This is a genomic window from Nonomuraea longicatena (genome assembly GCF_039525605.1).
Lineage (GTDB): Bacteria > Actinomycetota > Actinomycetes > Streptosporangiales > Streptosporangiaceae > Nonomuraea > Nonomuraea longicatena.
In genome coordinates this window covers 22,057-45,001 of record NZ_BAAAHQ010000011.1, presented here as the reverse complement: position 1 = coordinate 45,001, position 22,945 = coordinate 22,057, and the positions used below count along the sequence as shown (strand labels likewise).

Sequence of the window (22,945 nt, the reverse complement as noted above, 5' to 3'; positions counted from 1 at the left end):
GGACCGTCGCGGGGGACGGTGACCCGGGATTCTCGGACGCCCGGGACCCTCCTGTTCCCGTGGCGCTGCTGAGCCGGGTGCAGTCCGCCCGACCAGGCCCACCACGCGCGGCCACCGCCCGCACTGGGCAACCGGTGTACGGGCCCGGTCGCGTCGAGCAGCTCACCGCAGCGAGCTGCTCGACGCGACCGGCGAGCCCCGGGTCCTGGCGCCGGTGGTGTGCGGTCAGGCCCGGTTCAGCCGCTCGACCACGGTCCACGAGATGTCGCCGATGGCCTCGATCTGCTCCGGCGTCAGCAGGTCGATGAAGTGCTTGCGCACCGAGGCGACATGGCCGGGAGCGGCTTCCCCGATCGTGCGCAGCCCGTCGTCGGTGAGCGCGATGACCGCGCCCCGCCCGTCGGAGGGGTGCTCGCGGCGGGTGACCAGGCCCCGCTGTTGCATGCGGGTCAGGTGGTGCGACAGGCGGCTCTTGGACCACTTCATGTGCTCGGCCAGCTCGGTCAGCCGGACGCTGCCGCCGGGTGCCCCCGACGCGTCGACGAGAAGGCCGAGCCGGACGCCGGCGCACTCGTCGGCTCGCCCGCCTTCCTCTGCGACGCCCTGCGAGGCTTCCAGGACCTCGGTTTCACAGCCTTCAACCTCATGCCGGTCGGCGACGGACGGGACGAGCAGATCGAGCGACTGGCCCGCGAGGTCGTCCCTGCCCTGCGCTGACGGGACGGCGGCACAGCGAGTCGTCCAGGAGCATCCGAGGCCCCTGCCGCCGTTCCCGCCAGGGGAGGCCGTGATCGGGTTGCCGAGCGCTCGGCGGACGGCTTCAGCGGCGGCCGAAGAGGGCCATTCGGCTGGTCATCGCCTCGGCGGCCATCTGGTAGCAGACCATGACGCAGCCCAGCAGCTCGCGCGGCGTCTCGAAGACGGCGGCCAGCGTCTTGTCCGCGATGCGCCGTACGCCGGGGATCTGCGCGCCGAGTTCGGCCGCAGGGGTGCTCGGCATGTCGATCTCCAGCTCCAGCCGCTCCGGCAACGGCAACGGCTGGAGCTCCCCGGCTCCCCGTACGGTCTCCTCCGCCGCCGCCCTGATGAGCCGCCGCGCCTCGGACGGCGACAGGCTGTCGGCGGCCGTGTGTCCGTGGGCCACCTTGACCTCCACCGTCCTGACCCCCGGGAAGGACTCGGCCGCGACCGCGCAGATCACGTCGTCCCCGGTGAGCAGCCCGACCGGAACCCCCACCGTCGCCGCCTGCAACGCGTTGACCTCGGCCTCCGACACCACCCGGCCGTTCACCCGCACCTCGTTGAAGTGGGAGGAGTAGGTGTGGGAGAGCACGCCGGGCGAGCCCGCCGCCGCGTGGTAGCCGAGGAACAGCGCGACGTCGTGGTCGGCGGAGACGCCCTCCGCCATGCAGTCGAGCTTGGGCGAGCCGAAGACGATCCGGGCACGCGGATCCAGTTCCTCGTGCAGGAGGTTGTCCATGGTGCCGTGGCTGTCGTTGACGAGCACGCTCTGCGCGCCCGCCGCGAAGGCGCCCTCGATGGCGGCGTTGGCCTCGCCGGTCATCAGCCGTTGCGCGCGGACGTAGCCGGTGCCGCCGCGCACCACCTGGTCCATCGTGGCGATGCCCGCCACGCCTTCCATGTCGATGGAGATGTACACCCGCACCAGACCGCTCCCTTCGCCGGTCCTGCCAGCGTGTCACCGGTCCGGGACGACGGAATCGTCCTGTCGCCCAACCCCGGCGGCGGATTTGGGTGATCCGCACAGCCCCGGAATCGTCCAGGCGAACTGAGCACCCCCGACGCCCGCAATACGGGTGCCACCGAAGTACGGCGGATACGGGCCGCGTCCTTGATCACCTTCACTGGGCATCGTGGCGTTCACGCTGGTTGGTGACGGTTTCGAGTTCGGGCAGCTCGGCCTTCGGGGAGACTCGGCGGGTCAGCTATGCGGGAGTGCGTCAGGCGTTGCCGGCAGGGTCGGGGGTGTCCAGTCCCACAGGGGGCCGAGCGTGCGGGGAGCGAGGCGCGCCCACAGCGTTGAGGGAGTGAGCCGGAGGGCGAGAGCGGTCAGGGCGTGGGCGATCGGCCCGGCGTTGATCACTTGAAGACCGGCCTGGCGGGCGTTGCGGGCGGTGGCCTGGGTGCGGGGGCGGCGCTGGGCATCGTAGGCGTTCAGCGCCGCGGGTACGGAAGCGTCGCCGGCCAGGGCGGCGGCCAGGACGACGGCGTCTTCGATCGACTGTCCCGCGCCTTGTCCGCGATCGGGGCTCATGGCGTGGGCGGCGTCGCCGAGCAGGGCGATCCGGCCGCTGGTGTAGGCGGGCAGCTCGGGTAGGTCGTGGATGTCGAGGTGGCGGACCTGTTCGGGCGGTGTGGCCTGCAGGAGGGCGGGGATCGGGTCGTGCCAGCCGGAGACGCGTCGCCGTACCTGCTCCAGTTCGTCGTCGAAGCGGACGCCGCTCTGGTCGGCGGCGATGCCCAGCGCCCAGTAGACCTGGCCCGGCGCGACGGGGTGGATGAGGAAGTAGCAGCCGCGGCCCAGGGTCATGCTGCCGCTCACCGGGACGGAGGTCTCGGCCAGGCCGAGCCAGGCGGTGTAGCCGAGGAAGCGTGGGCCGGGGGCGTGCGGCCAGAGCAGGCGGCGGGTGAGGCTGTGGATGCCGTCGGCGCCGACGGCCAGGTCGGCGTCCTGTCGGCCGGCGGTGTGGGTGACGGTCACCTTCTCGGAGTCCTGGGCCAGGCCGGTGACCTCGACGCCGGTGTGCACCGCGTCCTCGGGCAGTGCCTGGCGGAGCAGCCGGTGCAGGGCGGCGCGACGAAAGGCGCGCAGCGGCGGGTTCCGGCCGGTGGTGGCACGCATCAGGTGGCGACCCGAGGGCAGGCGCATGGCGTGGGTGGCCCAGGTCGGCATGCTCGCCGCTTCGGCCTGCTCGGCCAGGCCGAGCGCGGCCAGGGCGCGCATCGCGTTGGGCGACTGCGACAGCCCGGCGCCCACCTCGCCGAAGGCGGGCACGCGCTCCAGCACATCCACCTGCCAGCCGATGCGGCGCAGGGCGACGGCGGCGGCCAGACCGCCGATGCCGCCCCCGATCACGATCGCGTGGCCGGTCATGATTCCTCCTTGCCTGGCGGTGGGGCCTGTTCGAACACCTCGGCCATCCACGCGAAGGTGGCGTGCGCCTGTCGGACACGTGCGGCCCGTTCGTCGTCGGGGCCGACCAGATCGAGGCCCCGGCGGGTGATGTCGAGGAACGAGGCGATCCCCGCCACCTGCTGCCGTACCACCGCCTGCCAGGCGTCGTCGGCCATCCGGTAGTACATGGTGCGATCGCCCGGCCGGGTCCGCCAGGTGAGGAAACCCATGCCGGTCAGCACCCGCAGGTTCATGGTCAAAGACGCGCGGCTGGCGCCGATGGCGGCGCTGATCTGGCCGGCCGACTGCTCCGGCGGATCGCAGACCATCAGCCAGCCCAGGATCCGCCCGGCGATCGGCGGCACACCGTCGCGTGCCAGGCGCATGGCGACCTGCTCGGCCCACTCCAGCAGCTTGTCGTTTTCAGGACTGTTCACGAGTTTCAGTATGAGCTAAAGTCTGTGTATTCAACAAGGTGGTGAGCCGGGAAGTCTGGTCGGCCCGCGACACGCGTCGCGGAGAACAAGGAGGGCTTCCCCTATGTCCACCACATGGCTGCTGCGCTGCGGCCTGGCCGCCGGTGTCCTGGTCCCGGCAGTGCTGTGGGCCGACGGCGCCACCCGCCCCGGCTACAGCCTGTGGCATCACGGCGCCAGCCAACTCGGCACGGGCGAGCGCGCCTGGCTGCAGACCGCGAACTTCCTGCTCGGCGCCCTGCTGCTGGGCCTGTTCGCCATCGGCCTGCGACAGGCCCTGTACGGCGGTCGCGGCGCCACCTGGGGACCCGCCCTCATCGCCACCGCAGCCGTCGGCCTGGCCGTGGCCGGGCTGGTGCCCACCGACCCCGCCCTCGGCTACCCGCCCGGACAGCCGGAAGGCCTCACCCCCGCCGGCGGCGTCCACCAGGTAGCCGGCCTCGCCCTGTTCGCGGGACTCAGCGGCACCGCCTTCGTCCTCGCCCGGCGCTTGAGCGTCTCCAACCGCGCCTGGGCCCGCTACCTGCGCACTTCGGGTTCCCTCGTCATCGTCTTCGCCTTCGCCGCCGGCATCGCCTACCGCCTCGACACGCTGGGCATCTGGCGTCCCGCTCCGGCCGGCCTGCTTGAGCACCTCGCCCTGTTGGCCGGGTTCTGCTGGATCATCGCCGTCGCCACCGGGTTGTCGCGCCGCCCAGCCGACAGGCTGGCGGAACCAGCATGATGATGCTCGCCGTGTTCCCCTGACGAAGCCGTCAGAGGGCTCGAACTTACTGGTCGGCGGCGAGCGCGACGTAAGCCGTGCTGCGGGAGATCTTCAGGATGGGCGGCCTCATCGTCTGGCAGACCGACACGCTGGGTCGCCACCGTCGGCACGTCGTCCGGCTTCGGGCAGTGGGATGCGCAAGCGCTCTCGTTCCCGAGTGGTTCAGGTACGGGAATGCAGGGTGCGGGCCAGTCGGGGGCCGAGCCAGCGCTTGGCCTTGCGCAGCGGCTCCAGCCGGGTGGCGATCCGGTCGGCCCGGTAGTACAGGCTCGGCGGCACGTACGGCAGCAGCGGCGAGTGGCGTTGCCCGAGCAGCGCGAACATCTGCGGCGCGGGCAGGTCGATGTACCGCGGCAGATTCTCGTACCACCGGGCGCTGTATCGCGCCGCGCTCTGCACCGACAGCAGCGCGAGCTTCCGCTCCCGCTCGTACCGCTCCAGCGCAGCCGCCAGGGCCGTGTCCGGCCCTGGCGGGGACACGGCTTGAAACACCGACCCGGCTCCCACCGGCGACACCATCCCGGCTCCGACCTGCGGCACCGTTGCCGGCCCAGTCGGTCCTGCGGCCCGCAGTTCGGCCTCCGGCGCGATCCGGGGCGTGCCCGGCGCGGGTTCTCTCGTGCCCCATCCGCTGAGTGCGCCGGACAGGGCCATCGCGTCCTCCAGCGCCAGGGTGGTGCCCGCGCCGATCGAGTAGTGGGTGGTGTGGGCGGCGTCGCCCATCAGCACCAGGTTGCCCCGGTGCCAGGTGCGGTTGGTCAGGGTGCGGAAGCGCAGCCACTGCGACCTGCCGTCGTCGCGCCCGATCAGCCGGTGGCCGTCGAGCGTACCGGCGAAGAGTCGTTCGAGCAGTTCCAGCCCCTCGGCGGCGGACATCCGGTCGAGCCCGAGCCCCTGCCACGTCTCCACCGGGCACTCGACGACGCAGGTGCTGCGGTCGGCGCTGTAGCCATAGCCGTAGCACCAGATCCAGCCGTGCTCGGTCTCGACGAAGGTGAAGGTGAAGGCGTCGAAGACGCGGGTGGTGCCGAGCCAGATGTAGGTGTTGGCGCCGACGTCCGTCCGGGTGCCGAAGTGGTCGGCGTGGCGTTCGCGCAGGGCGCTGCCCGCGCCGTCGCCCGCCACCACCAGGTCGGCGTCCGGCTCGGCGGTGACCTCGTCCTCGTAGCGGACCTCGACGCCGAGCGACCCGGCCCGCTCGGCCAGGATCTCCAGCATTCGGTGCCTGCCGACGCCGAAGCCCTCGTCGCCCTGCTGCGTGGTCGTGGTGCCGCGCACGTGGGCGACCCCGCCGCCCCAGCGGACCGAGGCGTCCCTGATGGCGCGGGCCGAGACCGGGTCGCCCGCCTGGAGCCGGTCGAGCAGGCCGCGCCAGTAGGTGACGCCCCAGCCGTACGTGGAGCCCCGAGGGTTGCGCTCGTGGACGCTGATCTCGTGGGCCGGGTCCCGCAGCTTCATCAGTATCGAGAAGTACAGGCTGGCGGGCCCCCCGCCCACGCATACGATCCTCAACGCTGCCCCCCGGCTAGTAGTCGATCAACAGCAGAGGGTAGCAATGGGGACGCTTCAGGTGCGCGAGGACGAACCCGGGCGCCGCATGCGTCGCGGACGCAGCAGATGCCTGATCCAGACCAGCTGGGACTGCCGGCAGGAGGAGCAGAGGAGTCGGTGGATGGGTCGGTTCAGGCGGCGTGCGTCCATGCTGGTTCCGGTGGTTCGTGGTCCTGTCCCCGGATTCTGCCAGTGACCGGACGCCCGGTCACTCGAATTCGCCCTGTCGCGGGCACATCATCCCCGGCGTCCGGTTCGGCGCGGGCGGTCAAGGGCGGACCCAGCCTCCGGAAAATCTGGCACCGGCCGACTTTGTCCGCAACGACGGAACCGCCGGGCGCGACTGCCGAATATCCGAAATAGCCCGCCACTATTTCCCGATTTATCCATGACACATGGGGTGCGTCAAAATTCGTTTTACGGGACCGCTTCCGTCCCGTGAGTGGTGATACAACTGCCGTCAGTAGCTCTGCCGGGACGGCGCGCATCGTGTGGTGCCCATAGCGTGTACGCCGCGGCTTACGGAAGTTATCGACTCGCCACGCAGATTTCAGATTCGCGACCGAGATCGATACGAGCCGGGAAGGCAATCATGAAACGAGTCATCAAGACGACCGCGATCGCGGTCGTGTCACTGGGGTTGGCGGCGGCTTTGTCCGCCCCCGCCCTGGCCAGCGCATCGGCCAGGTCAGCCGACCCCATCACCGACCTGCTCGGCGGCGCCGCGGGCGGCAGCCTGCTGGGCGGCGGTCTGCTGGGCGGCGGCGGCAAGGGCGGCCCCGTCGGCCCCGTCGGCGGCGGCATCGGCGGAGGCGCGGGCGGCCTGCTGGGCGGCGGAGGCGGCAAGAGCCCCGTCGCCGGTGGCGGCAAGAGCGGCCCCCTCGGCGGCATCACCGGCGGCGGCATGGGCAGCCTGATGGGCGGCGGCGGCAAGGGCGGCCAGAACCCCCTGATGGCGCTGACCGGACCGCTCAACGCGCTCATGCGCAGCAAGAGCCCGATCGACGGCCTCACCCGCTCGGTGGACGGCGCCTCCGGTTCGCTGGACGGCACCACCAGGCGCCTGACGCCGCAGTACAACCTGCGCAACGGCCTGCCGCTCGGCGACCTGTCCGGCGCCGCGGGCGTCGACACCGGCGGCAAGGGCTTCACCGCCGCCGGCACGCCGCCGCTGGAGATGGGCGTGCTGGACGGCCGCGAGGTCCTGGGCGTCGCCCACAAGGACAACCCGATGGACGGCGTCTTCGCCTCGCTGTCGCAGCGGGCGATGGGCATCTCCGCCGCCCCGATGCTGGAGCCGGTGACCAAGGGCACCGTCCCCAGCGTCTTCGACCACCTGGCCAACTACACCGAGCACGCGGGCACGATGGCCGACTCGGTCACCCAGAACCTGTCCTCGCACCCGCTGAGCCCGACCCTCATGGGCCCGACCGAGGCCGTCAAGGGCGCCATGCCCGACATCCTCGGCAGTGAGCTGGCCCCGGTGGTCGGCCCGGCGCAGCGGCAGCCCATGCGCGGCACCGCCGGCGCCGAGATCGTGAGCGTCGACGAGGTCGCCCCGCTCGTCGAAGGGGCGGCGACGAAGGTGACCGACCCCAGCAGCACCGCCACTCTGAACGAGGCCATCGGCCGAATCAGCCAGACGGCCACCGGTGCGCTGAGCGGACTGGCAGCCAAGTAACACTGCTTTCTTCCCGGCGTCCTGCGGGCGCCGCCGTCCCACTCCTTCCGGCCTTCCGGTGCCGTCGGCCTCAGGGAGTGCGTGGGTACGGCCATGGCGTCCGGTGCCTCAGGACGGCACCACGATCGTGGGCCCTGGCGTGTCACACGCCAGGGCCTTTCTTTGTCCTTTCCTTGATCGGCAGGGCGGGACGCGTCGCGAGCGCACGGGTAGGTCAAGTGCGGCAAACCATCTTCGATTGCGACGTAAGCCTCTATGAAGAGATCTCTCGGGAAACTGCTGCTGTTCGGCCTGGTCGTCGGCGGCCCGCCTGTGGTGGCCGTGGCCGAGCAGACGGGGTTCGAGGCGGGGGTGCCCGTCGATCTGACGGCCACGACGACCGACCAGCACAACGTCGAGCACACGCCGGACGGCCTGCGCCTGACCGCTGCCCCCGAACGCGCGGGAGCGCCCCGGGCCTTCCGTTCGCGGGCGCGGAGCCCGCGCTGGGCCCAGGCCGCGCACCCGGGCTACCGTTCCAGACAGGTGCGGGGAACCCGCCGACATCAGGGCTTCTACGTGAGCCCGCCCATCGACACGGGTGACAGCACCCGCAGGCTGAGCGCGACACTGCGGACCGAACGTCCCGCAAGGGGCCGCGTCCTGCTGGAGGTACGCGGCCGCACCCCGGCAGGCCGGTGGACCGAATGGCGCACGGCCACAGAGACAGCACCGCCAACCCCACCGCGAACCGCCCACCTCGGCCCGTCCCTGCCGCCGAAGCCGTCGCCGGCCGAGCAGGTGAGTGAGGTCCTGCTGCCGGATCCCGCCCAGGTCGTCCAGGTCAGGATCGCGCTGAGCGCGCCCGACGGCGACCCGTACGGCGGCCCGCGGATCAGCGGGCTGCGCCTCACCCCGCGCCCCGACCCGCCCACCGCCCCCGCGCAGAAGACCCCTTCGCAGAAGATCACCAGTCGGGTGTTCGCCACCCGGATCGGCGAGGTCGGCGAGCGCACGGCCAACGGCCACACGATCGGCAAGCGGGACGTGTTCGTCGCGCTGCCGTCCCGGCGGGCGTTGAACCCCTCGGTCCGTGCCACCGACTACCTGGTCCGCATCTGCTACCCGCGCAACGGCCGCTGCACGGTGGCCCCGGTCTGGGACGTCGGCCCGTGGAACATCCGCGACGACTACTGGAACCCGCCGGACGAGCGCGAGATGTGGTCCGACCTGCCGCACGGCAGGCCGCAGGCCCAGGCGGCGTACCAGGACTCCTACAACGGGGGCCGCGACGACCGGGCCCGCAAGGTCCTGAACCCGGCGGGCATCGACCTCGCGGACGGCCTGTTCTGGGACGTGCTCAAGATGACGGGAAACGACTGGGTCGAGGTCACCTACCTGTGGGCCAAAGCCGAAGAACCCCCTATTTCGCGATTCCGACGGATATTCAACGCGCCAGCACAATCTTTGCCTTCAGGTGAACTCAACGGAGGACTCGCCTCATTCGATCCGGCGCCTTCCGCCGTTACGATCGAAAAGATCTTGGCAGCGCCGAGATATCGACCGGCGCTCGTCTCCACGGCATTTCGGAAAAGGCGCCGCCCCACGAAACCGTTCAGCCCACCGGCCCCTCGGGAGCTGAAAAGACGAGTGTGACCCCTGGAGGCACGGGATGGCTGCCACACTGCAGAAAAACTCCCCCACACGTGCGGCCAGAGCCTCCAACCGTCCCGCCTACGGCGTCCGCCTCCGTGCCGTACGCGTCTGCGGCCTCCTCGCCGGAATCGGCCGCGAGACCGCGTGCCTGCAAGGCGCCGCCGTCGCCGCCGGATGGACCGTCACCAGCGTGATCGCCGCCACGACGATCGCCCTCACGCTCAACGCCTCGCTGCGCCCGGCCCACGACGCCCGCCCGGTCTGGTCCTGCGCCCCCCGGTACGCCTGCGTCGGCCTGGTCACGCTGATGCTCGAACCCGCCCTCACCCGTGGGATCACCACCGCCGTCGCCTGGCAGACCTGGTTGCTGGCCGGCGCCGTCTACGCGCTCCTCACCTGCGCGCTCCTCGCCTGCTGGGCCGCCCTCCTCCGTACGGTCCGCCGTCGCGGCCCCCACCGCAGAGCCGTCGTCGTGTGCGCGAGCGAGCACGGACGCAGGCTGGCGAACACGCTCGCCGAGCATCCCGAGTTCGGGATCACCCCGGTCGGTTTCGTGGACGACACCTGGCCGATCGGCACCTCCCACGACGGGCTGCCCGTCCTCGGCACCCTCGCGAACTGCGCCGACACCCTGCGCGCCACCGGCTCCAGGACCCTCGTGGTGGCCGGGGACCTGTCCCTGTCGCGCACCCTGGTCGACGCCCTCGACGCGAGGGGCCACGAGATCCTGTACGCCCCCGCGCCCGACAGCCTGGTGCTGGACTTCGTGCCCCGGCGCCGCCACATCAGGAGCTTCCCGGTGCTGCCCATGGCGCCGCGCGCCCAGCGGCGTCCGGGCTGGGGGACCAAGCGGCTGCTCGACATCGCCATGGCGCTGACCGCGCTCACGCTCACCGCCCCCGTGCTCGCGGCCTGCCTGCTCGCCGCCCGCGTCGAAGGCGGCCCCGGCGTGCTGTTCCGCCAGCGCCGGGTCGGGCTCGGCGGGCGCTGCTTCGAGATGCTCAAGATCAGGACGATCATCCCGTCCGACGCGCACGAGTCCGCCACCCGGTGGAGCGTCGGCAGCTCCCACTTCACCGGGCCGGTCGGCCGGATGCTGCGCCGCACGTCACTCGACGAGCTGCCCCAGCTCTGGAACGTGCTCAGAGGTGACATGAGCATGGTCGGCCCCCGTCCGGAACGCCCCTACTTCGTCGAACAGTTCTCGCGCTCGATCGACCACTACGGCCTGCGCCACCGGGTGCCGGTCGGCATCACCGGCTGGGCCCAGATCCACGGGCTGCGCGGCGACACCTCGATCGAGGACCGGGCCCGCTTCGACAACCACTACATCGACGACTGGTCGCCGGGGCTGGACCTGCGGATCCTGTGGCGTACCGTCGCCTGCGTACTCCGCCTGGGCGGTGCGTGATGCACCCGGCCCTCCTGTACCAGAGCGCGGCCCCCGACGCGGCCGCCCGCCGCCGCAGGCTCCTGTCGCGGCCCAGTCTGCTCGCCGCGCTGACGGTGGTGATGGCATGCGTCCCCCAGTCCAGGGCCGGGACCGACGTCAACGTCTCCTACGCCGACCTGGCGGCGGCCACGCTGATTCTCGCGGCGGCGATCACGGTGCTGCGGAACCGGCCTCGGCTGTCCAGGCGGCTGTGGATCCTGGGCCCGCCCGCGCTGGCCGTCACCGCCGCCACGCTCGCCACGGCGGACATGCTCAGCGCGCTGCCCGGCTGGCTGCGCTTCCTCCAGATCTTCGTGCTGGTGCCGCTGGCGATGGCGGTCGCGGTCCGCGACGCCCTCGACCGCCGGATCGTGCTCGGCACGGTGCTCGCCGCCGCGCTCGCCGAGGCCGCCGTCGGCTGCTGGCAGGCCGCGACCGGCACCGGCGCCTCGTTCGCCGGGCAACTCGTCCGCGCGGTCGGCACCTTCGGCGCCGTGGACGTCATGGGCATGGCCAGCGTCGTCAGCTACGGGCTGGTCATCGCGCTGGCGCTGGCGCTGGAGGGGCGCGGGCGGCAGCGCTGGTGGGGGCTCGCGCTGGTGATCACGCTGACGCCCGCGCTGGTCCTGTCGCTCAGCCGGGGCGCGTGGCTGGCGTTCGCGCTGACCGCCCTGGTGATGACGGCGCTGTCGAGCTGGCGTACGGCCCTGCGCCTGGTCGCCACCGGTGCCTGCGTGGCCGTCCTCGCCGTCGGGCTCGGCCTCGGCGGCAGCACCCTGACCCAGCGGGTCACGTCGATCACCACCTCCTTCACCCAGCCGGACCAGTCGGTCCTCGACCGGTACGGGCTCTGGGCGGCGGCCGTCGGCATGTGGCACGACCACATGCTCGTGGGCGTCGGCCCGCGCGGCTTCGCCGAGCACCGCGACACCTACGCGCCGGTCCATGTGTCGGCGGCGAGCGACACCGCCGACCCCGACCACGGCTACCGGCGGCAGCAGTTGCTGTCGCCGCACAACATGTACCTGCTGGTGCTCAGCGAGCAGGGGATACTCGGCCTGTCGGCGTTCCTGCTGCTCGGCTGCGGCCTGCTGGCCTGGTCGGCACGCGGCCTGCGGACGCGCGCTCCCGCCCGGCCGGTCGGGCCGGGGCCCGGCCGGTCCCATCGCCGAGGGGCCCCGCGCCCGCGCGAGGACGCGGAGCTGCCGTGGGCGAGCGGGGAGCGGCGGCTGATGAGCCTGACCGCCACCGGGTTCCTCGTCTGGCAGCTCACCCACTTCTGCTACGGCGACGTGGGCGGCCCGCCCACCGTGGTCATGGCGGTGATGACCGGGTTCACGCTGGCGTGGGCCGTGCGGGCGGACGGTGTGGCGGCGCGGTGACCGTACGGGAGAGAAGGGAGCTGCTGGTCAGGGCCACGGGCCTGACGGCCGGTCTCACGGTGCTCGGCTCCGGCCTCGGCTTCACCCGCGACCTGTTCATCGCGGGCATCTTCGGCGCCACGGCGAGCACCGACGCCTTCCTGGTCGCCTGGACGGTGCCCGAGACCGCCGCCCCGCTGCTCATCGAGGGCGCGCTCGCCTACCTGCTCATCCCGCTGTTCAGCCGGGCGGCGGCCGACGGCACGGGCCTGCGCGAGGTCGTCTCGGCGACGCTGCCCCGCGCGGCCACCGCGTTCGTGCTGTGCTCGGCGCTCACCGCGCTGTGCGCGCCGCTGCTGGTGTCGCTGCTGGCCCCGGGGGTGGCCGAGCACGACCTGGCCGTGGCGTGCACGCGGATCGCCTCGGTGACCATCCTCGCCTTCGGCCTGGCCGGCTACCTCAGCGCGGCCCTGCGCACCCGGCAGGTGTACGGCTCCCCCGCCGCCATCTACGTGGCCTACAACGTGGGCATCATCGCCTTCGCCGTACTCGCCCACGAGAGCCTCGGGATCGCCGGTGCCGCCTGGGGGGTGGCGGTGGGCGGGCTGCTCATGGTGGCCGTCCAGGTGCCGTCGTTCGTCAGGCACGTCGGGCTGCCGCGCCTCGGGGCCGCCGCCGTCACGCTGTCGGTCGGGGCGTTCGCGCCGATCGCCTCGTTCACCCTGATCAGGCAGAGCCAGGTGTTCGTCGAGCGGTTCGTGGGCTCGTCGCTGCCCGCCGGCTCGATCTCCTACCTGAACTACGCGCAGAAGATCGCCCAGGTCCCGATGGTGATCGCGCTCGTGGTGGCCACCGTGTCGTTCCCCGTGCTGGCCCAGGCCGTCGCCGACGGCGACGCGCCGGGCGCCGGGCGCCGCGTCGACGCCGACACCGTCTTCGCCGGGGCGCTGGTCCTCGCCGCGACCGCGTTCTTCCTGGTCTTCGCCCCCGACGTGGTACGGCTGCTCCTGGAGCACGGCGCCTTCACCGCCGCCGACACCGAGGCGACGGCCTGGTGCATGCGCGTGTACTGCCTCGGCCTGCTCGGCCACACGCTCGTCGGCGTGCTGTGCCGGGTGTTCTTCTGCGGCCCGCGCCCCTCCTGGTACCCGGCGGTCGCGATGGGCGCGGGACTGGCCGTCACCACCGCCGCCGCGCTCGCCCTGGCGCCCGTGCTCGGGGTCGGCGGCGTCGCACTCGCCAACGCGGCGGGCATCAGCCTGACCGCGGTGCTCCTGTCCAGGCGGCTGGACGCGGGCCGGGACGAGCCGCTGCCCGTGCTGCCGGCCAGGGCGATGGCCGCCTCGGTCGGCCGGCTCGCGCTCGCCGCGGCCGGCGCCGCGCTGGCGGGCGCCCTCCTCCGCCCCTGTCTCACGGGTCTCCACCCGGTCCTCACCGTGACCTGCGGCGCCTCCGCCGTAGCGGTCACCTTCGTCCTCATTGCCGCCCTGACCGGTGCAAGGAAGGAGTTCATGACCATGGTGAGGCCGCGATGACCGCGCCCTACGTGCTGATGTACCACTCGATCGACCACTTCGACGAAGATCCTTACCTGATCACGATCAGGCCCGGACGCTTCGCCGAGCAGATGGCCTGGCTGGCCCGCCGAGGGCTGCGCGGGGTGTCGGTGCGCGAACTGCTGCGCGCCCCGGCGCCCGGCCTGGTCGGCCTGACCTTCGACGACGCCTACGCCGACTTCGGCGTGCACGCGCTGCCGGTGCTCCTGCGCCACGGCTTCACCGCGACCGTCTTCGTGGTCGCGGGCAGGCTCGGCGGCACCAACGACTGGGACCCGCTCGGGCCGCGCAAACCGCTCATGGACCGCGAGGACGTGCTGCGGGCCGCCGACGCGGGCATGGAGATCGGCTCGCACACGCTCACCCACCTGAGGCTCGCCGGGGCCGACCCGTTCGACGTCGAGCAGGAGGTCAAGGGCAGCAAGGCCGTACTGGAGGAGATCGTGGGCGGGGACGTGGCGGGACTCGCCTACCCCTACGGCGACCACGACGCCGACGCGGTCGAAGCCGTGCGCGCGGCCGGGTACGCCTACGCCTGCTCGATCAACCCGGCCGGGCCGGGCCCGCACACGTTGCCGCGCACCTACATCGGGCAGCGCGACCGGTGGCTGAGGCTGCACGCCAAGCGGGCCGTGCACCGGTGGAAGAGCGGGCGCGGCGGATGAAGGTGCTGCACGTGATCACCGGGCTGGCCGCAGGAGGCGCCGAACGGCAGCTTCGCGACCTGGTGGCCCACCACCGGATGGAGTCCGAGGTCGCGGTCCTCAGCAACCCCGGCGTGATGGCGGGGGCGATCAGGGCCGACGGCATCCCCGTCCATCACCTCGGCATGCGCGGCAACCGCGACCTCGGCGTGCTGCGCCCGCTCACGCGCCTGATGCGCGAGGGACGCTTCGACGTGGTCCACACCCATCTGTTCCGCGCCGGTCTGTACGGCCGGCTCGCCGCGAGACTGGCGGGCGTCGGCACCATCGTGGCCACCGAGCACTCCATCGGCGTGCACCGCTTCGAGGGCCGCCGGGTCACCTGGGCGGTGCGCAGGCTAGCGCGCGGCTGCGAACGCCTCGGCCACGCCACGATCGCGGTCTCCGCCACGGCCGCCGACCTGCTGCACCGGTGGGGGATACCGCGCGAGCGGATCGAGGTCATCCCCAACGGGCTGGTCGGCCAGGCGTTCGCGTTCGACTCGATCCTGCGCGAGGCGACCAGGGCGCGGCTCGGCATCCGGCCGGGCGCGGTCGTCGTCGGCGGCATGGGCCGGCTGGAGGCGGGCAAGCGGTTCGACATCCTGATCAGGGCCATGGTGCAGGTGCCGCAGGCCGTACTGATGCTGGTGGGCGAGGGGCCGGACAAGCTGGAGCTGCTCAAGCTCGTCCACAGCCTCGGGCTCGGCCACCGCACGGTCTTCACGGGTGAGGCCGCCGACGTGCCCGCGCTGCTGTCGGCCATGGACGTGTTCGTCGCCCCCTCGCGCGAGGAGACGTTCGGGCTCGCGGTCATCGAGGCGCTGGCCTCCGGCCTGCCCGTCCTGTACGGCGCCTGCCCCGCCCTGGAGGAGTTGCCCAGGCAGGCGGCGCCCGCCGCGCGGCCGATCGTGGACGACCCGTGGCATCTCGGCCAGGCGATCAACGTGCTGGTCGCGGCCGGGCCGTCGCGCTATCCCCCGCCGGCCGCCGTCCGGCATTACGACATCCACCATCACGTCGATCGGGTGGAGACCCTGTACACGCGGATCCGCGAGCGGGACGACCGCCCGCGCTTCGCCAGGCTGGTTTCGGGAGAGCGTCGATGAAGTACGTGCGTCAGATGGCCGCCTCGGCCCTGCGGGGGTGGCCGCTGGTCGCCGCCGCGCTTCTGGGTGGTTCGGCCGGACTTGTGTTCTCGCTGGTGAAGGTGCCCGTCTACACGGCGGAGGCGTACGTGGTCGTGGTCTCGGACGAGCGCTCCAACATCGACCAGGCGACCAACTTCGCCCAGGCGTTCGCCAAGATCGTCACGCAGCCGACGATCATCGCGGCGGCCGTGCGGCCGGGGCTGCCCGCCCGCACAGTGGACGAGCTCCAGCAGTCCATCCGCGTCTCCTCCTCGCCGGAGGCGCCGCTGATCCGCCTGAGCGCCTCGGCGCCGAACGCGGGCCACGCGGCCACGCAGGCGAACGCGGTCGCCCAGGCGCTCATCTCCTACGCCAACCGGCACGCCGTGGACACCGGGGTACGCATCGCGGGCCTGTCCACGGCGTCCGCGCCGGTGCAGCCGTCCTCGCCGGGAACGGCGGTCAGCGTGACGGTCGGCGTCGCCGGAGGCTGCCTGATCGGCGCGCTGTCATGGTTGGTCCGCCCGGCGCGGCGGCCCCGCCGCGACGGCGGCGAGCCGCCCGCGCGCGAGTACGCCGCCCGCAGGCAGAAGGCCAAGCAGAGGGTCGAGGTATGAAGGCGTCACTCGCAGGAAAAGACTGGCAGGCCCTGGCCGTCACCGAGCCGGGGCACTGGGTGGGCCTCGGGGCCGAGTGGGACGAGCTCTACCGGCGGTGCGCGACCGCGACGCCGTTCCAGACGCACGCCTGGCTCACGTCCTGGTGGCAGCACTACGGCCGGGGCCACGAACTCCTCGTCATCCTCGTACGGCGGGACGGCAGGCTGCTGGCGGGCCTGCCGCTGTTGCGCGGGCGCCGGTTCGGCTGCCGGGTGCTGAGCCCGATCGGCGGCGCGCTGTCCGACTTCACCGACATCCTGCTCGACGACGACCAGCGCGAGGAGGCGGGCCAGGCGGCGATCCGCGCCCTGCTCGACCAGCCCGACTGGGACGTCATGGACTTCCCGGAGACCCGGCCCGGCTCGGCGGTCGGCTACCTGGGCGGGCTGTGGCCGCGCCAGAGCCGGTTCCTGCCCGCCTCCACCTGCCTGGCGATGGCGGCGCTGCCGATCGAGGAGCAACTGGCCCGGATCGGCGGGCGGTCGGCCGGCAAGCTGCGCCGCTCGCTGCGCAAGGTGGACGAACTCGGCGTCGAGATCACCGACGTGCCTCCGGAGCGGGTGGAGAGCGCCGTGGACGGCCTGCTGCGCCTGCACGCCCAGCAGTGGACCGGGCGCGGCATCAACAAGGAGCACCTGCGCCCCCGCTTCAGGAACCACCTCGCCCAGGCCGCCTGCCTGATGGTCGCGGGCGGCCAGGCGAGCGTGACGGAGTTCCGCGCCGACGGGCGGCTGGTGGCCGCGAACCTGTGCCTGGTCGGCCGCGATTTCTGCGGCGGCTACCTCTACGGCGCCGACCCCGCGCTGCGCAGCCGGATCGACACGTTCGCGCTGGTGCTCAGGCACAGCCTGCGGGAGGCGCACGAGCGGGGGCTGCCGACGCTGAGCATGCTGCGCGGCTCCGAGCCGCACAAGGCCAGGTGGGGGGCGCACCCCGTGGCCAGCCACCGGCTGGTGCTGGGCCGCAACCAGCGGGCGCTGTTCTACACGGCGCTGGTCGAGGGGCGGGCGAGCGCCGCCGCCGTGGCCAAGGACCACTGGCCCGGCCTGGCGCGGATCCTGCGGCCCGGCTCGTGACGCCGTCGGTCCTGCACGTCAGCCAGCCGGTGGACGGAGGGGTGGCCAGGTACGTCGGCGAGGCCGCCGCCGACCAGGCCGCCCGTGGCTGGTCCGTCGCGGTCGCCGCGCCCGCAGAGGGCCCGCTGCCCCGCGAACTGGCCGCTCGCGGCGTCGCGTGCCTGCCCTGGGAGGCGACCAGGTCGCCGGGCCCCGCCACACTCCGCGAGGCCCGCGCGCTGGCCGCCGTCGTCGCGGGCTTCGCACCGGACGTCGTGCACCTGCACTCGGCCAAGGCCGGGCTCGCCGGCCGCCTCGCGTTGCGCGGCCGCATCCCGACGATCTTCCAGCCGCACGGCTGGTCCTGGCTGGCCTGCGACGGCCCGATGGCCTCGGCCTCCGCCGCATGGGAACGCCTGGCCGCCCGCTGGACGGACGCCCTCGTCTGCGTCGGCGACGGCGAGGCCGCCCAGGGGTGGGGCGCGGGCATCCGCCACCCGCTCGTGGTCATCCGCAACGGGGTGGATCCGGCCCGGTTCGTCCCCGCCGACGTGGTGGGCCGGGCCACCGCCCGCGGCAAGCTCGGGCTGCCGCTCGGGGCGCCGCTCGCCGTCTGCGTCGGGCGGCTCACCCGACAGAAGGGCCAGGACGTGCTTCTCGACGCCTGGCCCGCCGTACGGCGCCGCTGCCCTGACGCCGTGCTCGCGCTGGTCGGCGACGGCGACCTCAGAGCGGCGCTGGAACGCGTGGCCGGGCCCGGGGTGGTGTTCGCCGGGCCCGCCGCCGACGTGCGGCCCTGGTACGCCGCCGCCGACCTGGTCGTGCTGCCCTCCCGATGGGAGGGGCTGCCGCTGATCGCACTGGAGGCGCTGGCGAGCGGGCGCTCGGTCGTGGGGACGGACATCCCCGGTCTGGCCGAGGTGCTCACACCCGAGGTCGGCGCCCTGGTGCCGCCGGACGACACGACCGCGCTCACCGCCGCCCTGGCCCGGCGGCTGGGGCACCCGCCGCTCGTCTGGGACGAGGGGCAGGCCGCCGTGATCCGGGCGAAGGAGTTCGACCTGCGGGTCACCCTGGACCTGCTGGCCGAACTCACCTCTGCTACGGCTCGTCGCCCCTGCGCATGACCGGCAGCCGGGTCGGCGCCGGCACCGGCATGGTGGTCGGCGTCGGCTCGGCGTGGTCATTCTTCTGGACGGGCACGGTGCCGGTGATCGTGGAGGCGGGACTGGGCGCCGGAGCGGGAGCGGGCGTCCGGTCCTGGACCGGCGTCCAGATGGGCACCGTACCGGTGACCGGCCGCCCGGAGGCGCCCGCAGGCGGAACCGCGGGCGCGGAATCGGTCCCCGGGCCGATGACGGGCCCGACTCCAGGGCGGCCTCCCGGCGTGGTGCCGGTTCTCGGGCGGGTGTCCGGATGGACTCCGGTCACGGGACGGGTGCCCGTACCGGTGCCCGTCCCCGGGGCGGTGGCCGGGCCGCCGGGCCGGCCGGTCGGGCTGTTCGCGGGGCCGGTCGGTCCCACGGACGGTCCGGTGCCCGCAGGCGTGGCCGACGGGGCGGGCGTCGCGCCGGCGGCCGAGCGGGCCAGCGTCGAACGGAACACCTCGGCGGAGCGCGGGTTGGCGGTGCAGCGCCACACCCCGTGCGGGCAGTAGTCGGACAGCGAGTGGTAGACGACGTTGTGCCGGTCGATCCAGTCGAGCATCCGCCGCACGTAGTCGGGACGGTCCCCGTACCTGAAGAGCCCCCATTCGGGGAAGGACATCGGCTTGCCGTGGGCGGCGGCGAAGTCGGCGTGGTGCTGGAGCCCGAACGGCTGGGTGACGAACTCGGAGAAGTTCAGGCCGGGCGGCTGGTCGTAGTTGTCGAGGCCGATGATGTCCACGACGTCGTCGCCCGGGTAGCACTGCGTCCAGCCGATGGCGTCGAGTCCCCGGTTGGCGGTGAAGTCGAAGCGGAAGCGCTGGCCGGGCACCGCGCGCATGGCGGTGACGATGCGCCGCCAGTAGCTCTTCCAGGCCGACGGGTTGGGCTTGCAGCGGCTGGAGTAGGTGACGCCGTTCATCTCCCAGCCGAGCACGATGATGGTGTCGGGGGCGCCGCCCTTGACCAGCCTGCTCGCCAGCCGCTGGTAGATGAGGTCGAAGGCGCCGCCCGCGCCCGCCTGCAGCAGGACGGAGACGGCGAGGTCGGGCATGCTGCCCTCGTTGGGCGCGACCATGGGCACGTTGAGGGCGAGCACCCGCCCCGGCTTGGCCGCACGCCACCGCATCCACGGGTCGAGGATGAAGGAGGGGCCGGTGAAGGCGCCCCACTGGTCACCGGGCAGGTAGGTTCTGCCGACCGTCACGTCGCGGCCCAGCCAGGACTCCAGTTGCTCCAGGCGGGTGACGCCCTGGGCGTCCGAGCCGGTGAAGACGCCGAGGGCGGCGGCGGGGGTGTCACGGGTACGCAGGGAGGCGTCCGAGCCGAGAGGCTGGGTCGCCGTCACCGCGAGCATGACCGCACCGCCGAGCAGCGCCCATTTACCGGGTCTGCACTGAAATACGCCGCACGTTTTCATGCCGCCCTCTATTCCCGCTCCGTCTCGGTGTGGGACTCCGACTGCCAGCCGTGCTTTGCGATATTAAGGGGCATAGGTCCATATTGCTGGTGTTGACACCTAGAGACGCCCAGGCCACGCCAATACACCGGCAAAAAACGCCGTAAGGTCAATTAACGGAAGCAGCAGCGGACTTCACCGGACCCTGTGATAGGAACTAGCGGTGAACCTGCGAACGCCCCAGCGCTGCGATAACAGCCCGGGACATTCTCTGCCAATTGACCGAAATGTCCCGGCGCTGCTCATTCGCCTGGACCGCAATCCGTTCCACCATGGAACGCTTGCGGCGATTCGTTCCCTCGGCAGGCTCGGCGTCGAGGTTCACGCCGTCCTCGACGAGCGTCCCGGCCCCGTCGCCCGCTCGCGATTCCTCGCCGGGCACCAGACCTGGCACCCGTCCTCGTTCGTCGAGAGCCTGCTCGAAGCCGCCGAGCGCATCGGCAAGCGCGCCGTCGTCCTCCCCCTCGACGACATCAGCGCCATCCGGCTGGCCGAGCACTCCCGCGAGCTGGCCAGCGCCTTCTACCTGCCCAAACAGGCCGACGAACTCCCCCGCCGCCTCGCCGACAAACACGCACTCGCCACGATCTGCGCCGAACTCGGCCTCGCCCACCCCGACACCGTGGTGGTCGAGAGCATGCGCGACCTGCGGCGGGCGGCCATGCGCTTCGGCTACCCGCTCATCGCCAAATGGGCCAAACCGTGGCTCGTGAGCGGCGGCGGCACCTCCGTCGTCCACACCGACGACCAGGCCCGCGTCCTTCTCGGCCAGGCCGGTGACAACGAACTCCTCTTCCAGCGCCTGATCCCTTACGCGCCGCGCGCCGACTGGTTCTTCCACGGCTATTTCGACCCCGACGCCGGCTGCGTCTTCGAGGGCACCGGATGCAAGGACCGCGCCTATCCGCCGGCCGCCGGGCTCACCACACTCGGCCGCTGGCTGCCCAATCTGCGAGTCGCGGAACTCGCCAAAGAACTCGCGGCGGCGCTGCGCTACTCCGGAATTCTCGACATGGACTTCCGTTACAGCGCCCGCGACGACCGCTATTACCTGCTCGACTTCAATCCCAGAATCGGGGCGCAGTTCCGGTTGTTCCGCGACGGCAACGGGCTCGACGTCGTGCGGGCCGCCCACCTCAGCCTCACCGGACGCCGGCCGCCGACCTGCCGGCCGGTGTACGGGCGGGTCTATCTGGTCGAGAACTACGACCTGCTTCGCAAGATCGTCGGGCGCCGCTCCGTGCGCACCTCGGCGCGGCCCGGCTGGCTGCGTTCGGTACGTCGTGCCGACGAGTTGGCCTGGTACAGCCGCGACGACGTCAGGCCCTTCCTCCAGATGCTCAAATACACGGCTCTGCGCGGCCTCAACAGGCGCTGACAAACGATCAGGAGGATCGAGATGCTAGACGTGGCCATCGTCGGCGCGGGGCCGTACGGCCTCTCAGCGGCGGCACACGCGACCGCCAGTGGTCTTGCGGTCCAGGTCTTCGGCCGTCCCATGGAGGCGTGGCACCGGCACATGCCCATGGGCATGAAACTGAAGTCCGAGCCGGACGCCTCCCACCTGGCCGACCCCGAGCGCACCTGGACCCTGCGCGCCTACTGCGACCTTCTCGGCCTGCCGTACGGCTACGCCCAGCCGGTCCCGGTCGAGCGGTTCGTCGACTACGGCCGCTGGTTCCAGGAGCGGGCGCTGCCCGACCGGGTGGTGCCCTTCGACGTGCGCGAGGTGCGGGCGGCCGCGCACGGCTTCACGCTCACACCGGCGACCGGCGACCTGGTCGAGGCCCGTACGGTGGTCCTCGCCCTGGGCTTCCTGCCCTTCGCGTACCGGCCGCGCGAGCTGGCCGCGTTGCCGCCGGAGGTGTCCTCGCACAGTTGCGAGGTCAACAACCTGTCGGTCTTCGCCGGGCAGGACGTCACCCTGGTGGGCGCGGGCCAGTCCGCGATCGAGACCGCCTGCCTGCTCAAGGAGGCGGGCGCGCGTCCGCGCGTCATCGCACGGACGGACACCCTCCGCTGGAACGCCGACCCGGTCGCCGACCGGAGTGCGCTGGCCCGGCTGCTGGCGCCCGAGTCCGGGCTGGGGCTCGGGTGGCGTTCGCGGCTGTACGCCGAGCGGCCGGGTCTGGTCAGGCACCTGCCCGCCGCGACCAGGCGGCACATCGTGGCCACCACGCTCGGCCCGGCCGGCTCCTGGTGGCTGCGCGAGCGCTTCGCCGACGTCCCCGTCCACCTGGGCATGCGGGTGACAGGCGCGAAGGCGGGCGACGACGTACGGCTGGAGCTCGCCGGCCCCTCCGGCGAACAGGTGATCCACACCGACCACGTGATCTGCGCGACCGGCTACACCGTCGACGCCGAGCGCTTCGAGGTGCTCGAACCCGGTCTGCGCCGCCGGGTGGGGCGGCCGGCCTCGGCGCCGAGGTTGTCGGCCCACTTCGAGACGACCGTACCCGGCCTGTTCGCGATCGGCCTGGCGGCGGCGCCGACCTTCGGCCCGGCGATGCGCTTCGTCCACGGCGCCCGGTTCGCCGCCGAAACCGTCACCCGCGGCCTGGTCCGGCGCTCCCGCCACTGACCCGGCCCCGCCGGGCCGACACGAGCCCCGGCCCGGCACTCCCCCCACCGACCGACTCGGACCCGGTGCGGCATTCCCCGCCGACCAGCGGCAGACCCGTCGGGCGGGCGCTGCCGTAGCCCGCTGCGGACATGAGAATGCGCGGACCGGCCGTCGCCGATCCGCGCATTGTCGCTTTTTTCTCGGTCCCCGAAAAGGGCCTCCGGCGCGTCCCTGCTGAGGGTGGGTCACGCCAGAGGCGGTATCGGCCGCTACGTCGCGGAGTGCCCTTCCGCGAGCTGCTGGCCGATTACTGCTGCGCCCCGATCCGGGTGCCGACGGCCGTCGGCACCCGGGCCTCGGAAAGCGAATACCTCAGACTGCCTGATGGCCTTTAGTACTTGCGGCCATCGATGTCGGTCAGGCTGGTGTTGTTGGTGAGGAGGTTCAGGTTGATGTCCTCCAGGTGGGCGATCGTCAGAACGTCGACCTCGGCGCCGTTGAGGACGTGGTTCAGCACCGGGATGCCGATGGACGCGGGGCTGTGGACGTTGGCGCCCTCGTCACCGCCGTACGTCGCCGCAGATGCCGCGGTGGCCGAAGCAGCCAGGAACGCCCCTGCGGCAATGGTGCCCACGAGAATGCGACGGAGCATGTTAC

21 protein-coding genes are annotated in these 22,945 nt (G+C 72.5%); 14 read left to right on the top strand and 7 right to left on the bottom strand.

Annotated elements, in window-relative coordinates; all coding sequences use genetic code 11:
* Nucleotides 1–225 precede the first annotated feature (225 nt).
* Nucleotides 226–486 (bottom strand): MarR family winged helix-turn-helix transcriptional regulator, encoded by a 261-nt coding sequence (locus ABD120_RS12845; RefSeq protein WP_343950048.1) that lies wholly within the window; start codon nucleotides 484–486, stop codon nucleotides 226–228.
* Between ABD120_RS12845 and ABD120_RS12840 the strand changes: the two genes are divergently transcribed.
* A complete protein-coding gene (locus ABD120_RS12840) occupies nucleotides 487–717 on the top strand; it encodes a hypothetical protein (RefSeq protein ID WP_343950047.1) in 231 nt (76 codons plus the stop codon). It begins immediately after the preceding gene.
* Nucleotides 718–820: 103 nt separating this feature from the next.
* Here ABD120_RS12840 and ABD120_RS12835 read toward each other — a convergent pair whose 3' ends face one another.
* The 3 genes from ABD120_RS12835 to ABD120_RS12825 all read right to left on the bottom strand — a co-directional run bounded on the left by ABD120_RS12835 (nucleotide 821) and on the right by ABD120_RS12825 (nucleotide 3,573).
* Nucleotides 821–1,666: a M55 family metallopeptidase gene (locus ABD120_RS12835; RefSeq protein WP_343950046.1), complete on the bottom strand. Its 846-nt coding sequence runs from the start codon at nucleotides 1,664–1,666 to the stop codon at nucleotides 821–823.
* Between the two features lie 276 nt (nucleotides 1,667–1,942).
* Entirely contained in the window at nucleotides 1,943–3,115 is a 1,173-nt protein-coding gene (locus ABD120_RS12830; RefSeq protein WP_343950045.1) for an FAD-dependent monooxygenase, read from the bottom strand.
* A complete protein-coding gene (locus tag ABD120_RS12825; RefSeq protein ID WP_343950044.1) occupies nucleotides 3,112–3,573 on the bottom strand; it encodes a GbsR/MarR family transcriptional regulator in 462 nt (153 codons plus the stop codon). The genes ABD120_RS12830 and ABD120_RS12825 overlap by 4 nt, the downstream gene beginning before the upstream one ends.
* A gap of 103 nt (nucleotides 3,574–3,676) precedes the next feature.
* Here ABD120_RS12825 and ABD120_RS12820 point away from each other — a divergent pair, with 103 nt between their 5' ends.
* Nucleotides 3,677–4,336 carry a DUF998 domain-containing protein gene (locus ABD120_RS12820; RefSeq protein WP_343950043.1) on the top strand — a complete coding sequence of 220 codons (660 nt, stop codon included), beginning with the start codon at nucleotides 3,677–3,679 and terminating at the stop codon, nucleotides 4,334–4,336.
* Nucleotides 4,337–4,540: 204 nt separating this feature from the next.
* Here ABD120_RS12820 and ABD120_RS12815 read toward each other — a convergent pair whose 3' ends face one another.
* Entirely contained in the window at nucleotides 4,541–5,875 is a 1,335-nt protein-coding gene (locus ABD120_RS12815) for an FAD-dependent monooxygenase (protein ID WP_343950042.1), read from the bottom strand.
* A 646-nt stretch (nucleotides 5,876–6,521) separates the two neighbouring features.
* Between ABD120_RS12815 and ABD120_RS12810 the strand changes: the two genes are divergently transcribed.
* From ABD120_RS12810 to ABD120_RS12765, 10 genes are all read left to right on the top strand, one after another.
* The gene (locus ABD120_RS12810; protein WP_343950041.1) at nucleotides 6,522–7,610 is read left to right on the top strand and encodes a hypothetical protein; all 1,089 of its coding nucleotides are present in this window, start codon (nucleotides 6,522–6,524) and stop codon (nucleotides 7,608–7,610) included.
* Nucleotides 7,611–7,865: 255 nt separating this feature from the next.
* Nucleotides 7,866–9,245 (top strand): hypothetical protein, encoded by a 1,380-nt coding sequence (locus ABD120_RS12805; RefSeq protein WP_343950040.1) that lies wholly within the window; start codon nucleotides 7,866–7,868, stop codon nucleotides 9,243–9,245.
* A 16-nt stretch (nucleotides 9,246–9,261) separates the two neighbouring features.
* A complete protein-coding gene (locus ABD120_RS12800) occupies nucleotides 9,262–10,656 on the top strand; it encodes an exopolysaccharide biosynthesis polyprenyl glycosylphosphotransferase (RefSeq protein ID WP_343950039.1) in 1,395 nt (464 codons plus the stop codon).
* Nucleotides 10,656–12,059, top strand: coding sequence for an O-antigen ligase family protein (locus ABD120_RS12795; RefSeq protein ID WP_343950038.1), 1,404 nt, complete (start codon nucleotides 10,656–10,658; stop codon nucleotides 12,057–12,059). The genes ABD120_RS12800 and ABD120_RS12795 overlap by 1 nt, the downstream gene beginning before the upstream one ends.
* Nucleotides 12,056–13,573 (top strand): lipid II flippase MurJ, encoded by a 1,518-nt coding sequence (locus ABD120_RS12790; protein ID WP_343950037.1) that lies wholly within the window; start codon nucleotides 12,056–12,058, stop codon nucleotides 13,571–13,573. Before ABD120_RS12795 ends, ABD120_RS12790 begins: the two co-directional genes overlap by 4 nt.
* On the top strand, nucleotides 13,570–14,259 hold the full coding sequence (locus ABD120_RS12785) for a polysaccharide deacetylase family protein (protein WP_343950036.1): 690 nt from the start codon (nucleotides 13,570–13,572) through the stop codon (nucleotides 14,257–14,259). The genes ABD120_RS12790 and ABD120_RS12785 overlap by 4 nt, the downstream gene beginning before the upstream one ends.
* Nucleotides 14,256–15,386: a glycosyltransferase gene (locus ABD120_RS12780; RefSeq protein ID WP_343950303.1), complete on the top strand. Its 1,131-nt coding sequence runs from the start codon at nucleotides 14,256–14,258 to the stop codon at nucleotides 15,384–15,386. Before ABD120_RS12785 ends, ABD120_RS12780 begins: the two co-directional genes overlap by 4 nt.
* Nucleotides 15,383–16,024, top strand: coding sequence for a YveK family protein (locus ABD120_RS12775; RefSeq protein ID WP_343950035.1), 642 nt, complete (start codon nucleotides 15,383–15,385; stop codon nucleotides 16,022–16,024). The genes ABD120_RS12780 and ABD120_RS12775 overlap by 4 nt, the downstream gene beginning before the upstream one ends.
* Nucleotides 16,021–17,142, top strand: a complete 1,122-nt coding sequence (locus ABD120_RS12770) for a GNAT family N-acetyltransferase (RefSeq protein WP_343950034.1) — start codon at nucleotides 16,021–16,023, stop codon at nucleotides 17,140–17,142. The genes ABD120_RS12775 and ABD120_RS12770 overlap by 4 nt, the downstream gene beginning before the upstream one ends.
* A complete protein-coding gene (locus tag ABD120_RS12765; protein WP_343950033.1) occupies nucleotides 17,139–18,248 on the top strand; it encodes a glycosyltransferase in 1,110 nt (369 codons plus the stop codon). Before ABD120_RS12770 ends, ABD120_RS12765 begins: the two co-directional genes overlap by 4 nt.
* Here ABD120_RS12765 and ABD120_RS12760 read toward each other — a convergent pair.
* Nucleotides 18,223–19,623 carry a glycoside hydrolase family 26 protein gene (locus ABD120_RS12760; protein WP_343950032.1) on the bottom strand — a complete coding sequence of 467 codons (1,401 nt, stop codon included), beginning with the start codon at nucleotides 19,621–19,623 and terminating at the stop codon, nucleotides 18,223–18,225. The two genes, ABD120_RS12765 and ABD120_RS12760, sit on opposite strands and share 26 nt — an antisense overlap.
* Before the next feature lie 265 nt (nucleotides 19,624–19,888).
* Here ABD120_RS12760 and ABD120_RS12755 point away from each other — a divergent pair, with 265 nt between their 5' ends.
* Both ABD120_RS12755 and ABD120_RS12750 read left to right on the top strand, forming a co-directional pair.
* A complete protein-coding gene (locus tag ABD120_RS12755) occupies nucleotides 19,889–21,103 on the top strand; it encodes a carboxylate--amine ligase (protein ID WP_343950031.1) in 1,215 nt (404 codons plus the stop codon).
* A 21-nt stretch (nucleotides 21,104–21,124) separates the two neighbouring features.
* Complete coding sequence (locus ABD120_RS12750; protein ID WP_343950030.1) at nucleotides 21,125–22,306, top strand: NAD(P)-binding domain-containing protein; 1,182 nt, start codon at nucleotides 21,125–21,127, stop codon at nucleotides 22,304–22,306.
* A 373-nt stretch (nucleotides 22,307–22,679) separates the two neighbouring features.
* Here ABD120_RS12750 and ABD120_RS12745 read toward each other — a convergent pair whose 3' ends face one another.
* Nucleotides 22,680–22,940: a hypothetical protein gene (locus ABD120_RS12745; RefSeq protein ID WP_343950029.1), complete on the bottom strand. Its 261-nt coding sequence runs from the start codon at nucleotides 22,938–22,940 to the stop codon at nucleotides 22,680–22,682.
* Between the last annotated feature and the right edge of the window lie 5 nt (nucleotides 22,941–22,945).